Origin of the sequence: Streptomyces mayonensis (assembly GCF_018982965.1) — a bacterium.
GTDB lineage: Bacteria > Actinomycetota > Actinomycetes > Streptomycetales > Streptomycetaceae > Streptomyces > Streptomyces mayonensis.
In genome coordinates this window covers 1-13,832 of record NZ_JACBYP010000165.1, presented here as the reverse complement: position 1 = coordinate 13,832, position 13,832 = coordinate 1, and the positions used below count along the sequence as shown (strand labels likewise).

Below are 13,832 nucleotides of genomic sequence, written 5' to 3'. Positions count from 1 at the left end.
CCCCTACCCGCCCCCCCAGCAGGAGCACCCTCATGCATGACGACCGCACGCTGGTCGAAGCACGCCTCGAGCGCGTCCTCGACGAACGTCTCCGCCCCGCCCTCTACCCCGAGTCCGTCCCGCTGGAGGTGGCGGTCTGGAACGCGCCCGGCGAGCCCGTGCCCGTCGAGGAGGGACTCGCGGCCGAACCCGAGCCGATCGAGGTCGGCGCCCGCTGGGGCGCGCCCTGGGGCACCAGCTGGTTCCGCGTCACCGGCACCGTGCCCAAGGAGTGGGCCGGGAAGACCGTCGAGGCGATCCTCGACCTGGGCTTCGACGAGAACATGCCCGGATTCCAGTGCGAGGGCCTGGTCTACCGGCCCGACGGCACCCCGGTGAAGGGCCTCAACCCGCGCAACCAGTGGGTGCGGATCGGCGCTCCCGCCCGGGGCGGCGAAGAGGTGTGCCTGCACGTCGAGGCCGCCTCCAACCCCGTGATCCTCGACTACCACCCCTTCCTGCCCACACAGCTCGGGGACAAGGAGACCGCGGGCAGCGAACCGCAGTACACGCTCGCCCGCATGGACCTCGCCGTGCTGGACGAGACGGTGTGGAACCTCGTGCTCGACCTGGAGGTCCTCGGCGAGCTGATGGCCGAGCTGCCCGTGGAGTCGCCGCGCCGCTGGGAGATCCTGCGCGCGGTCGACCGGGCCCTGGACGCCGTCGACCTCCAGGACGTGGGCGGCACGGCCGGGGCGGCCCGGGAGCGCCTCACCGAGGTGCTGGCCGCCCCGGCCGTCCCCTCCGCGCACCGCATCAGCGCCGTCGGACACGCGCACATCGACTCGGCGTGGCTGTGGCCGCTGCGCGAGACCGTGCGCAAGGTGGCCCGCACCACCTCCAACATGACCGCGCTGCTCGAGGACGAGCCGGACTTCGTCTTCGCCATGTCGCAGGCCCAGCAGTGGGCGTGGGTGCGCGACCACCGTCCCGAGGTGTGGGCGCGCGTCAAGAAGGCCGTCGCGGACGGGCGGTTCGTGCCGGCCGGCGGCATGTGGGTGGAGTCGGACACCAACATGCCCGGCTCGGAGGCGATGGCCCGGCAGTTCGTGCACGGCAAGCGGTTCTTCCTCGACGAGTTCGGCGTCGAGAACGACGAGGCGTGGCTGCCCGACACCTTCGGCTTCGCCGCCGGACTGCCGCAGATCATCAAGGCGGCCGGCGCCAAGTACCTGCTGACGCAGAAGATCTCCTGGTCCCAGACGAACAAGTTCCCGCACCACACCTTCCGCTGGGAGGGCATCGACGGCACCCGGATCTTCACGCACTTCCCGCCCGTCGACACCTACAACTGCTCCATGAAGGGCAGCGAGATCGCCCACGCGGCGAAGAACTTCAAGGACAAGGGCGTCGCCCGGCACTCCCTCGCCCCCACCGGCTGGGGCGACGGAGGCGGCGGCACCACCCGCGAGATGGTCGCCAAGGCGGCCCGGCTGCGCGACCTCGAGGGCTCGGCGGCCGTCGAGTGGGAGACCCCCCGGGCGTTCTTCGAGAAGGCGGAGGCCGAGAACCCCGAACCGCCCGTCTGGGTCGGCGAGCTCTACCTCGAACTGCACCGCGCCACCCTCACCAGCCAGGCCAAGACCAAGCAGGGCAACCGGCGCAGCGAGCACCTGCTGCGGGAGGCCGAGCTGTGGGCTGCCACGGCGGCCGTGCGCGCCGGGTTCCCCTACCCGTACGACGACCTGGACCGGATCTGGAAGACGGTCCTGCTGCACCAGTTCCACGACATCCTGCCCGGGTCCTCCATCGCCTGGGTGCACCGCGAGGCCCGCGCGACCTACGACCGGGTGGCCGAGGAGCTGAACGGCATCATCGACGCCGCGCAGCGTGCCCTGGCCGGCGAGGGCGACACCCCGCTGGTCTTCAACTCCGCCCCGCACGCACGGGCCGGGGTTCCGGCGGGTGCCGCCGCGGCCCCCGCCACCGGCGACGGCACCGAGCGCACCCCGCGCCCGGGCGGCGGACACGTCCTGGACAACGGCCTGCTGCGGGTGGAGATCGACGGACGCGGCCTGGTCGTCTCGGCGTACGACATCGCGGCCGACCGCGAGACGATCGCGCCGGGCGCGGCGGGCAACCTGCTCCAGCTGCACTCCGACTTCCCGAACAAGTGGGACGCCTGGGACGTCGACGAGTTCTACCGCAACACGGTCACCGACCTCACCGACGCCGACGAGGTCGCCCCCGGCGACGACGGCGCCTCGGTGCGCGTCGTCCGCTCCTTCGGCTCCTCCCGCGTCACGCAGCTGCTGACGCTGGTCCCGGGCGAGCGCAGGCTGGAGGTGGACACGGAGGTCGACTGGCACGAGACGGAGAAGTTCCTCAAGCTCGCCTTCCCCGTCGACGTGCACGCCGAACGGTACGCGTCCGAGACCCAGTTCGGGCACTTCCACCGGCCCACCCACACCAACACCAGCTGGGAGGCGGCCAAGTTCGAGGCCTGCAACCACCGCTTCGTGCACCTGGAGGAACCCGGCTGGGGCGTCGCCGTCGTCAACGACTCGACGTACGGCCACGACGTCACCCGCACCGTCCGCACCGACGGCGACCCGGGTACGACGACCACCGTGCGGGTCTCCCTCCTGCGCGCCCCGCGGTTCCCCGACCCGGAGACCGACCAGGGCGTGCACCGTTTCCGGCACGCGCTGCTGCCCGGCGCGGGCATCGGCGACGCCGTGCGCGAGGGGTGGCGGATCAACCTGCCCGAGCGGCACGTCACCGGCGCCGCGGAGGTCGCGCCGCTCGTCTCGGCGGACCGGGACGCGGTGGTCGTCACCGCCGTCAAGCTCGCCGACGACGGCAGCGGCGACGTCGTGGTCCGCTTCCACGAGGCCCACGGCGGCCGGGCCAGGGCCACCCTGACGGCCGGCTTCCCGGTCGCGGGCGTCACGGTCACCGACCTGCTGGAGCGCCCGCTCGACGGGGAGGAGCCCGGGGCCGAGGCCGACGGCGGGCGGATCGGCGTACGGCTGCGGCCGTTCCAGCTGATGACCCTGCGCCTGAAGCGCGCCTAGGGCCGAGCCCGGGCCCGGCCCCCCCGGAAACGGTGGGCCGGGCCCGGGCCGCTACCGCTCCGGCTCCCCGGTCAGCCGCGTCGGCGGCAGGTACTCCCGCACGCACGTCCGCTCCCAGCAGGCCCCCGTCTCCCGCAGCTCCCGCCACGTCGTGTACCGGTACCGGAACAGCCGGGCGCGCACGAAGCGCGGCGGTGCACCGGGCGGGAAGGGAGAACGGCGCAGCAGTCTCAGGGTGGCGCGGTCGTTCTCCAGGAGCCGCTCCACGAAGGCGGTGAACCACGGCCCGGCGTACGCGGGCGACAGCGCGGCGAACCACATCATCCAGTCGAGCCGCAGGTGGTACGGGGCGAACTGGCGCGGCCAGCGGCGTGGATCACCGGGCTTGCCCTTGAACTCGTACTCCCGCCAGTCCCCGTCCTCGTGGGGCGCCTCGTCGGCCGTGCCCTCGACCACCACCTCGTGGCGGATGCGGGTGACGGAGCCGAAGGCGCCGTAGGTGTTGACCAGGTGCAGCGAGTCGAAGGAGCGGTTCATCACCTGGCGGCGGGAGATCATGTTGCGCACCGGCCGGTGGCTGAGGAAGAGCAGCAGCGCCGCCACCGCCAGGACCACGACCTCGTACCACAGCGGTGCGCCGGCCGTGGCCGGCCGGCCGCCCGGGTACCGCACCGCCGACAGGGCCAGCACGATGGTGATCCAGTTCAGCCAGGAGAAGTTGCCCGACAGCACCAGCCACAACTGCGTCGCGATCATCAACGCGGCGGCGACCGTCGCGACGGGCTGCGGCGTGAACAGCAGGAACGGCACGATCAGCTGCGTGACGTGGTTCGCGGCCACCTCGACGCGGTGCAGGGGGCGCGGAAGGTGGTGGAAGAACCAGCTCAGCGGGCCCGGCATCGGCTGGGTCTCGTGGTGGTGGTCCAGACAGGTCAGCTTCCGCCAGCACTCGTCGCCGCGCATCTTGATCAGCCCCGCCCCGAACTCCACCCGGAACAGCAGCCAGCGCAACAGGAACAGGACCACGACCGGCGGCGCCACCTCGTCGTTGCCCAGGAACACGGCGACGAAGCCCGTCTCGAGGAGGAGTGACTCCCAGCCGAACGAGTACCAGGTCTGTCCGACATTGACGACCGACAGGTACAGCGCCCACGGCACCAGCCACAGCAGCATCGCGCCCCACAGCGGCAGCAGCGAGTCCAGCCCGGCCACCAGCGCCGCCGAGACCGCGCAGCCCGCCCAGGCGCAGCCCGCGAAGAGCCGGTCGGAGTAGCGCCACTGGAACAGGCTCGGCGCCCGCCGGAACGGCACCCGCTCGACGAAGCGGGGCACGGGCGTCAGGCCGCGCTCGCCGAGCAGCGCCCGGAACTGGAGGGCTGCCGTCAGGAACGCCACCAGGTACACGACGGCCAGAGCCCGCTGGAAGACCAGCCGGCTCAGCCAGTAGTCGGGTGCGGTGAACCACTCCACGCCCGCGCTCCTTCCGCAGCCGCCGGTACCGTCCGTGTGCCTGCTCCGTGTACCCCGCCCGGCCGGTGGTTCCCCGGCCTGTCCGGACAGACGTGGGCCCTGCCGGACCGCACGGCACGGCACGTCGTGCCCGGAGCCGCCCTGACAGTCCCGTCAAGAGTCGAATAATCGGACAAACCCTGGCAAGGTGGGGTCCATGTCTGATCGGGCAGCGAGTGCCCTGTCACTCCCGGACGACTGGCCCGCCAACCCGGACCCGATCCTGGCGCTCAACCGCATGGGCAGCTTCGACTGGGACCTGGACGCCGGGCTGTTCCACATGGACGCCCAGGCCCACGAGGTGTTCGACCTGCGTCCGGAGGAGTACGACGGACACGTGGAGTCGCTGTCGGCGCGCGTGCCCACGGCCGAGAGCCGGCGCATGGACGTCATCGTCGCCCAGGCCATGAAGGACGGCAGCGAGAACTACGCCACCTACTTCCGCCTGCGCCGCCGCGACGGCACCCTGCGCTGGGCCCGCACCCAGGGATACATCCGCCGCGACGAGACCGGCCGGCCCCGCAGGATCATCGGCATCGTCCGCGACGCCACCCAGGAGCTGGACGACATCGGAGGCGGCCGCGAACAGGCCCCGCGGGACGCGGCCCGCCGGGGGCTCACCAACGTCGTCCAGCTGGCCACGGCCGCCCTCGCGCACGCCCGCACGGTGGACGACGTCATCGACGTCCTGCGCGACACCCGCGGCCTTCCCCGGCTGGGCGCCACCAGCCTGGTCATGGGCCTGGTCGAGGCCGGCCGCATCCGGCTGGTCGCCGACGGCCCCGAGAACAGCTTCGTCCCCGGCACGCGGATCACCAGGATCGACGACCCCTACCCGATGAGCGAGGTCGTACGGACCCTCAGCCCCCGGTTCATCGAGTCGCCGCAGGAGTTCGCGAAGCTCTACCCCCGGCTGTGGAAGGACATCACCCACCTCGACGTCACCGCCGCCGCCTATCTGCCCCTGATCGCCCAGGCCCGGCCGATCGGCGCCGTCGGGCTGCTCTACAGCGACCGGCACGGCTTCTCGGCGGAGGACCGCAACGTCCTGGTGGCCCTCGGCAGCGGCATCGCCCAGAGCCTGCAGCGGGCCATGCTCTACGAACAGGAACTGGACCTCGCCCAGGGGCTCCAGCAGGCCATGCTGCCGCGCACCATCCCCAGCGTGCCCGGCTGCGACGTCGCCGTCCGCTACCGCGCCGCCTCCCTCTCCGGCGCCGTCGGGCGCGACATCGGCGGCGACTGGTACGACGTGATCCCACTGCCCGGCGGACGCGTCGGCGCCGTCATCGGCGACGTCCAGGGACACGACACCCACGCCGCCGCCGTCATGGGGCAGCTGCGGATCGTGCTGCGCGCCTACGCGGCCGAGGGCCACCCGCCGGCCACCGTGATGGCGCGGGCCTCCGTCTTCCTCCACGAGCTGGACACGGACCGCTTCGCGACCTGCCTGTACGCCGAGGTCGACCTCGGCACCGGCGTGCTCCAGGTGGTGCGCGCCGGGCACATCGACCCCCTGCTGCGCTTCGGCGACGGCACCTGCCGGCACATGCGCGTCGAGGGCGGGCTGCCGCTCGGCCTGTCCGCCGAGTTCGGGCGCCTCGCCTACCCCGTCGCCACCCTGGAGCTCGACCCGGGCAGCACGCTGCTCCTGTGCACCGACGGCCTGGTCGAGCAGCCCGGCGCCGACCTCGACGAGGGGATGCAGGTCCTCACGGCGCTGATCGCCTCCGGACCGCAGGACGTCCGCGACCTGGCCGACCGGCTCATCGACGTGGCCGACGAGCGGCGCGGCGACGACGACGTGGCCCTGCTCCTGCTGCGCCGGCACGGGCTGGGCGCCCCCCGCACCTTCGGCCGGGTCCAGCACCACCTGCCCCCGGGCGACCCGGAGGCACTCACCGAGGCCCGGCACATGATCCGCGCCGCGGTGCGGTCCTGGGGCGCCAAGGGCCAGAGCGACGAGATCGAGCTGGTCGCCGACGAGCTGATGGCCAACGCCCTCATGCACACCGAGGGCTCCGCGAAAGTCACCCTGCGGCTGCTGACCGGCACGGACCGGCGGCTGCGGGCCGAGGTCGAGGACTCCTCCAGCGCGCTGCCGCGCCGCCGCGAGGCCCCGGACGACGGGGTCTCCGGGCGGGGGCTGCTGCTGGTCGAGGCCCTGGCAGACGTGTGGGGCGTGGAGGCGCGCGGCGGCGGCAAGGTGGTGTGGGCGGAGTTCGTGGTGGCCCACGGCTCCAGGTGAGCCCCGGGCCGCCGGTTCCGGGCAGAACCGCTCGAGCGGGGACGTTCTCGGCGGGAACATCCGAGCGGCGACGTCCGTGCCGGGACCGGGGGAGCGACCTGCCCCGGGGGCCGCTGTGCGGGCCGCTGTCGGTCACCGGTGGCACCCTGGACGTATGCCAGAACTGCCCGAGGTCGAGGCGCTCCGCGACTTCCTGAGCGAGCACCTCGCCGGGCGCGAGGTCGTGCGGGTCCTGCCCGTGGCGATCAGCGTCCTGAAGACGTACGAACCGCCGCTCACCGCGCTGGAGGGCCGGCAGGTGGCCGCCGTGCACCGCCACGGCAAGTTTCTCGACGTCGAGACGGCCGGCGGCCCGCACCTGGTGACCCACCTGGCGAGGGCCGGCTGGCTGCACTGGAAGGACAGCCTGCCCAGCGGCATGCCCAGGCCCGGCAGGGGCCCGCTGGCCCTGCGCGTCGCCCTGGAGACCGGCGCGGGCTTCGACCTCACGGAGGCGGGCACGCAGAAGCGGCTCGCGGTGTACGTCGTGGCCGATCCGCAGCAGGTGCCGGGTGTGGCCGGGCTCGGGCCCGACCCGCTCGCGGACGGCTTCGACGAGGCGCGCTTCGCCGCCCTGCTGGAGGGTGAGCGACGGCAGCTGAAGGGCGCCCTGCGCGACCAGAGCCTGATCGCGGGCGTGGGCAACGCCTACAGCGACGAGATCCTGCACGCCGCGAAGATGTCCCCGTTCAAGCTGGCGTCCTCGCTCACCACGGAGGAGACCGCGCGACTGTACGCGGCCCTGCGCGACACGCTCACCGAGGCCGTCGAGCGCTCCCGTGGCATCGCCGCCGGGCGTCTGAAGGCCGAGAAGAAGAGCGGGCTGCGGGTGCACGGCCGGACCGGAGAGCCCTGCCCGGTGTGCGGCGACACGGTCCGCGAGGTCTCCTTCAGCGACTCCTCGCTCCAGTACTGCCCGACCTGCCAGACCGGAGGCAAGCCGCTGGCCGACCGCCGGCTGTCCCGCCTGCTGAAGTGACGACGGCGTCCGGGGGAGGAGGCCCGGGGGGACTGGGTGGTGGGTGCCGGGGCGGCGCCGGACGCGGGCCGGCCGGTCAGCCGGTCGGCAGCGTCACCAGGCGCTCGCCCTGCGCCGTCCGCACCTCGTAGTGGTCGATCTGGTCCGGATGGAGGGCGGCGCCACCGCGCATGGTGTTCGACGCCTCGTCCTGTCCCGGCACGGTCCAGCTGGTGACCGTCTCCTCCGAGCCGTCCCGGCCGACGGCGACCAGCCGGCACGAACGCGGGCCCGCACCGTCCCTGACCTCGACCCGCACCTGCGTGCCCCAGTCCTCGTCCTGTGCCGTGAGCCGCGCCCACACCCCGGACCGCTCGTCCGTCGCGGTGGCGGTGACCGGCGCCGCCAGGCTGCCCTGGCCCGCCCAGAGGACGGCACCGGGCCCGGCCACCGCGCAGACGACCGCGGCGGCCACGGCGCAGAGCACCCGCCTGCGCCCGGCCCGGCGCCGCGTCGCCACCTCGGACAGCAGGCGGTCGAGCAGTCGTGGCCCGGCACTGGCCAGGGGCTGGACGAGACGCGGGGTCGCACTGCGGTACAGCATCAACTGGCGGGCGGCAGGGCCGAATTCGGTCACCTGGACCGCGCAGCTGGGGCATTCCATGAGGTGGTCCTCGAAACGGAAGGCTTCCGCCTCGTCGAGCACACCGAGCGCGTAGGCGCCGACGTCACGATGCCTTTCCAGGGACCTCATGCCGAATCCTCGTGCCTTTGGGTGCGGGTGGGGTTACTCCTTGCTCCCACCCGTACGCGCCGGACAGTCGAATCACTCAAGCCGCGACCGAATCGCAACCAAGGTGTTCGGAGCGGCGGAAACGGCGGATTGGTCGGTCCCCGAAAGAGTTGCCGGGCCGCGTTGCCGGGCCGAGCTGCCCGGCCGATTTGCCCGGCCGAGTCGCCGGGCGGGCAGACGGATCTAGAACAGGTGGATGGCGAGGTGCCCGAGCGGCAGACCCAGTTGCCAGGCCGGGGTCCAGACCTTCGGGCCCTCGTCCTCGCCGCCCGCCGCGGCGCCGCCGGGCACCGCGTTCAGGTCCGGGGCGAGCAGTTCGGTCTCCTGGAGCCAGCGCCAGGCCGCCCGCGCCAGTTCCAGGTCCGGCGCGTGCCGTCCGGCAGCGACCGCGTCGGCCGTGACCTCGGCCAGCCGCACGCGCACCCACTCGTGCCAGGGCTGGTCGTAGGCCGTCAGCGAGAGCCAGGTCTCCAGGTGGGTGATGACCCGGATGCCGCTCAGTTCGTTCTCGGTGTCGGACAGGAAGACGGTGAGCGCCAGCGCGTCGCGTCCGGCGCGGAACTCGAAGGACGTCGGCGGCATCAGGTCGCCGGTCCGCAGCAGCTCGTCGGCGATGTACTCGGCGTACAACCACGCCATGGGAACGGTGAGTTCGCCCCCGCCGGTACCGTCCGTGCTCTCGTGACCTCTGTGCAGCATCCCTTCCTGCCTTCCTCCGGTGCGCGCGCGTCGCCCGGCCCGGGTCGTGGGCCCCCGTCCGGAACACGGATGAGGACAGCCGATTACCCAACGGGGGTCCCGGGCAAGGCACTTTACGGAGGCTTGACCAAAGGGTCGGTTTCACCGCAGGTCGGCGGCGTATCCCGGTAGCACCCTGCGCAGGGCACGCAGCGCGTAGTAAGCGCGGGACTTCACGGTACCGGGCGGGATGCCGAGGGCCGTCGCGGCTTCCGCCACACTCGCCCCCTGGAAGTACACCAGCACCAGGACTTCACGGTGCTCCGGAGTGAGTGTCTTCACAGCCTCGCGCACATCGAGGGCCGCGGCGGCCCGTTCGGCGTGGTCCGCGCAGACACGCGCGTTCTCCAGTACGGCGTCGCCGACCTCCGGCGGGCGGGCCTGCCGGGCCCGGCGCGCGTCGATCGCGAGGCGCCGGGCCACGGTGAGCAGCCAGGGCCGTGCGGAGTCGAAGTCGTCGGCGCGCAGGGCCTCGGGGTGCTGCCACGCCCGGACCAGGGTCTCCTGCACCAGGTCCTCGGCGCGCTGCCGGTCGCCGTCGCTGAGCCGCAGCAGCAGCGCGAAGAGCGGCCGGCCGTGCTCGCGCTGCAGTGCTGCGAGCTCGTGCTCGGCGGTCGTCCCGTTCGTCCTGTCCGTGAGGGTGATTCCGGCCGTCATGGCCGTATGGCACCGCAGTGCGCCGTCGGGGGACAGGGCGCGTGCGCGGGTGTGCGACGGACGGTCGATCGCGTCGACGAACGGTTCGACGAACGGTCACGGCACCGTCCGCCCACCCCGTTCCCGCACGCCGGACGGGCTAATGGGCGTGTCGGAGCCGCCTGTGACGGGCCGCACCTTCTTACCTGTTTGTAAGTAAATGTGACTTTTCATTGGTGTGCGTGACCTCAGCGGAGTGAACGGATGATCACACGCAGTCGGCAGGTGGCCCTGGCCCTGACCGCCCTTCTCACCGCGGGCGCGGCCTGTCAGGCCCGCGACCACGAACCGCCGAAGGCCCCGGCGCAGGCCCCGCCCGCCGCCGGCGACGGCGCCTTCACGCTGGTCGCCTCCGGCGACGTACTGCCGCACGACTCGGTCATCGAACGGGCCCGCTTCGACGCCGGCGGCAGCGGCTACGACTTCCGCCCCATGCTCGCCGGCGCCCGGCCCGTCGTCTCGGGCGCCGACCTCGCCCTGTGCCACATGGAGACCGTGTACGGCGCGAACGGCGACTACAGCGGCTACCCGCTCTTCAAGTCCCCGCCCGAGGTGGCGAAGGCCCTGGCCGCCACCGGCTACGACGGCTGCTCCACCGCCTCCAACCACAGTGTCGACGACGGCGCCCAGGGCATCCGTCGCACCCTGGACGCCCTCGACCGCGCCGGCGTGCGGCACGCCGGGACGGCGCGCACGCAGGGCGAGGCGGACACCGCGACGGTCCTGCGCGCGGGGCGCGCCGAGGTGGCCCACCTCGCCTACACCCTCCACACCAACGGCCACCCCCTTCCCGACGGACAGCCCTGGGCGGTCGGTCTGATCGACGAGGAGCGGATCGTCGCCGACGCCCGGGCCGCCCGGAAGGCGGGCGCGGACGTCGTCGTCGTGTCGATGCACTGGGGCACCGAGTGGCAGGACGAGCCCGACCGGGACCAGCTGGCCCTGGCCCGGAGCCTGACCGCGGCACGCACCGGCGGCCGCCCCGACATCGACCTGATCATCGGCACCCACGCCCATGTCCCGCAGGCCTACGAGAAGGTCAACGGCACCTGGGTGGTCTACGGGGCGGGGGACCAGATCGCGGGCGAGATGGTCAACGACGAGGGCGCCCGCGACCCGCGCGGCAATCAGTCGTCCATCGGCCGCTTCACCTTCGCCCCGCCCGCCCGGCCCGGCGAGCGCTGGAAGGTGACCAGGGCCGAGTTCGTCCCGCAGCTGTTCGATGTGGACGCCGGGCGCGTGGTCAACCTCAACCGCGCCCTGGAGGAGGGTGCCGACGTACGCGCCGTACGCGACCGCATCCGTGCCGTCGTCCTCGGCCGGGGCGCGGCCGAGGACGGTCTGGTGATGGGGAAGTAGCGCGGAGACCGGGCGTCGTCGGCACGGTCCAGGGCCGAGTTCGCCGCCCCCTCTCAACGGCGCGCCAGCTCCGACTTCCGGTACGAGTAGGCGAAGTAGATCACCAGGCCGACCAGGAACCAGACGGCGAAGCGCACCCAGGTCTGCCACTGCAGGAACGTGATCAGCCAGATCGAGAACACGATGCCCAGCGCCGGCACGAACGGCATCCACGGCGTACGGAAGGTGCGCGGCAGCTCCGGCTGCCGGTAGCGCAGCACGATCACCGCCGCGCACACCACCACGAACGCCAGCAGGATGCCGATGTTGGTCAGCTCGGCCGCCTCGCCGATCGGCAGGAACCCGGCGATCACGGCCGAGGCGACGCCGACGATCCAGGTCACCCGGGTGGGCACGTGCCGGGTCGGGTGCGTCTTGGCGAACCACTTGGGCAGCAGTCCGTCCCGCGACATGGAGAACCACACCCGGGTGACGCCCAGCATGAAGGTGAACATCACCGTGAGGATGCCGATGATGGCGCCCACCGCGATCACGTCGGCCAGGGAACCCAGCCCCACGGACTTGAACGCCGTGGAGAACCCGCTCTCCGGGTCGATGCCCTTGTAGTTCTGCATGCCGGTCAGCACCAGGCACGCGGCCACGTACAGCACCATCGAGATGATCAGTGAGTAGATGATCGCCTTCGGCATGTGCCGCTGGGCGTCCTTCGACTCCTCCGCCGCCGTCGACATGGCGTCGTACCCGAAGACCGCGAAGAACACCGTCGCCGCCCCGGTGAACGCCCCGCCGACCCCGTACGGGAAGAACGGGTTGTAGTTCGAGGTGTCGATGTGGAAGACGCCGACCGCGATCACCAGCAGCACCACCAGCACCTTCAGTACGACCACGACCATCTCGAAGCGGGCCGCGTTGCGGATGCCCAGCGTGAGCAGGTACGCGATCAGCAGGCACAGCACGGCCGCGAACAGGTCGACCCGGTGCCCGTCCCCGGTGCCGGGCGCACCCAGCATCCAGTTCGGCAGATCGGCGCCCATCTCGCCGACCAGGAAGCTGAAGTAGCCGGAGATGCCGATCGCGACCACCGCCACGATCGCCGTGTACTCCAGGAGCAGGTCCCAGCCGATGAACCAGCCCACCAGCTCGCCGAGGACCGCGTAGCCGTAGGTGTAGGCGGAGCCCGCCTTCGGGATCAGCCCGGCGAACTCGGCGTAGGACAGGGCCGCCGCCGCGCTCGCGACACCCGCGATGAGGAAGGAGACCAGCACCGCGGGCCCCGCCGTGCCGTTGGCGACCGTCCCGGCCAGCGTGAAGATGCCCGCCCCGATGATGCCGCCCACGCCGATCGCGGTCAGCTGCCACAGTCCCAGGGAGCGCTGCAGGCCCCCGCCGCTCTCCGTCTCCTCGATCTGCTCGATGGGTTTGCGCCGGAGAACACCTTCACCCATGCGTAACCGGGCCATGCACCTCACCTTTTCGTGATCGGCAAACGGCTGACGGTGGATCATGATGACGCAGACCCGTCCGCTACGGAAGGTGCGACGCACAACCGTCCGTCCGCCGCGTGCACGACGCACAACCGTCCCGGTGCGGCCGGTGAGGGCACGGCGCACACCGGGCCCGCCGGCGCGGCGGCTACGGCACCACGGTCACCGGCCAGCGGCCCGACTTCACCAGCCGCACCGCGACGGAGCCGACGAACCGGTGACCTGCCTGCTCGGAGGCGCCCACCACCACCGCGTCCGCCTTCAGCCGGTCGGCCGTCTGCACCAGGCCGCCGTACGGATCACCGCGCAGGGTGTGGAACTCCCAGCGGACGTCGAATATCCCCTTGGTCCGCTCCGCCGCCTCGCGGATGTGCACCACCAGCTCCTCGGCGATCTCGTCGGTGGTCTCCGCCACCGGCGCCCCGAGCACCGCGCCGCCCGCCAGCACCGGCTGCACGTACACCACGGCGAGCAGGGCCCCCTGCCGCCGGGCCTGCCCGCCGGCGTAGGCCGCGGCCCGCAGCGAGGAGTCGGAGCCGTCGACACCGACGACGATGACCTTCGGCCCGTCCGTGCCACGTTCGAACTGGTGGTGCTGGTGTTCCGTCACGCGGCGAAGGGTATCGGAGCCGCCCGTGATCTTGGTCCGGGCGGGTGGTTCCGTGCCGCCGGGCCGGTGTTGCTCAGGTGCGGCGCGGCACCGGCGGGCGACTGATGAGTCATGAAGAAGGATCAGTTGCTCTCGCGCCGCGCCCTGATCGCCGCGGCCGCCGCCGCAGGAGCGGCCGGTACCGCCGGTGCCCTCGCGGCCGGTCTCGGAAGCGGCCCCGCCCGGCCGCCCGCCGCCCCCCGCGCCCGCGCGCGCCGCCCCGCGGGGGCCCCCGCGAGGTCGGTCCACAGCGTGAGCGGCGTGTTCCAGCGCTGGAACTCGGGGTCCAGGATGCCGCGCAGC

10 protein-coding genes and 1 pseudogene are annotated in these 13,832 nt (G+C 72.6%); 4 read left to right on the top strand and 7 right to left on the bottom strand.

Annotation, left to right across the window (positions count from 1 at the left end; all coding sequences use genetic code 11):
- Positions 1-32 precede the first annotated feature (32 nt).
- Positions 33-3,056, top strand: a complete 3,024-nt coding sequence (locus HZS56_RS35115; protein WP_216724858.1) for an alpha-mannosidase — start codon at positions 33-35, stop codon at positions 3,054-3,056.
- Positions 3,057-3,107: 51 nt separating this feature from the next.
- Here the strand turns inward: HZS56_RS35115 and HZS56_RS35110 are convergent, their stop codons facing one another.
- Positions 3,108-4,526, bottom strand: coding sequence for a lipase maturation factor family protein (locus HZS56_RS35110; protein ID WP_216724857.1), 1,419 nt, complete (start codon positions 4,524-4,526; stop codon positions 3,108-3,110).
- Positions 4,527-4,722: 196 nt separating this feature from the next.
- Here HZS56_RS35110 and HZS56_RS35105 point away from each other — a divergent pair, with 196 nt between their 5' ends.
- Together HZS56_RS35105 and HZS56_RS35100 are read left to right on the top strand one after the other, a co-directional pair.
- The gene (locus tag HZS56_RS35105) at positions 4,723-6,813 is read left to right on the top strand and encodes a SpoIIE family protein phosphatase (protein ID WP_216724856.1); all 2,091 of its coding nucleotides are present in this window, start codon (positions 4,723-4,725) and stop codon (positions 6,811-6,813) included.
- Between the two features lie 154 nt (positions 6,814-6,967).
- Positions 6,968-7,831, top strand: coding sequence for an Fpg/Nei family DNA glycosylase (locus HZS56_RS35100; protein WP_216724855.1), 864 nt, complete (start codon positions 6,968-6,970; stop codon positions 7,829-7,831).
- 76 nt (positions 7,832-7,907) lie between these two features.
- On the opposite strand, the gene HZS56_RS35095 is transcribed toward HZS56_RS35100, so the two are convergent.
- The 3 genes from HZS56_RS35095 to HZS56_RS35085 form a co-directional block, all read right to left on the bottom strand.
- On the bottom strand, positions 7,908-8,564 hold the full coding sequence (locus HZS56_RS35095) for a zf-HC2 domain-containing protein (protein ID WP_216724854.1): 657 nt from the start codon (positions 8,562-8,564) through the stop codon (positions 7,908-7,910).
- 222 nt (positions 8,565-8,786) lie between these two features.
- Positions 8,787-9,302, bottom strand: coding sequence for a hypothetical protein (locus tag HZS56_RS35090; RefSeq protein WP_216724853.1), 516 nt, complete (start codon positions 9,300-9,302; stop codon positions 8,787-8,789).
- 141 nt (positions 9,303-9,443) lie between these two features.
- Positions 9,444-9,998 carry a sigma-70 family RNA polymerase sigma factor gene (locus tag HZS56_RS35085; RefSeq protein ID WP_216724852.1) on the bottom strand — a complete coding sequence of 185 codons (555 nt, stop codon included), beginning with the start codon at positions 9,996-9,998 and terminating at the stop codon, positions 9,444-9,446.
- A gap of 243 nt (positions 9,999-10,241) precedes the next feature.
- Here HZS56_RS35085 and HZS56_RS35080 point away from each other — a divergent pair, with 243 nt between their 5' ends.
- Positions 10,242-11,396, top strand: a complete 1,155-nt coding sequence (locus HZS56_RS35080; protein WP_216724851.1) for a CapA family protein — start codon at positions 10,242-10,244, stop codon at positions 11,394-11,396.
- Positions 11,397-11,449: 53 nt separating this feature from the next.
- Here the strand turns inward: HZS56_RS35080 and HZS56_RS35075 are convergent, their stop codons facing one another.
- The 3 genes and pseudogenes from HZS56_RS35075 to HZS56_RS38980 form a co-directional block, all read right to left on the bottom strand.
- Positions 11,450-12,856: an amino acid permease gene (locus HZS56_RS35075; protein WP_216724850.1), complete on the bottom strand. Its 1,407-nt coding sequence runs from the start codon at positions 12,854-12,856 to the stop codon at positions 11,450-11,452.
- A 172-nt stretch (positions 12,857-13,028) separates the two neighbouring features.
- A complete protein-coding gene (locus HZS56_RS35070; protein ID WP_216724849.1) occupies positions 13,029-13,490 on the bottom strand; it encodes a universal stress protein in 462 nt (153 codons plus the stop codon).
- A 122-nt stretch (positions 13,491-13,612) separates the two neighbouring features.
- Positions 13,613-13,832, bottom strand: a pseudogene (locus HZS56_RS38980) (hypothetical protein); the annotation flags it as partial.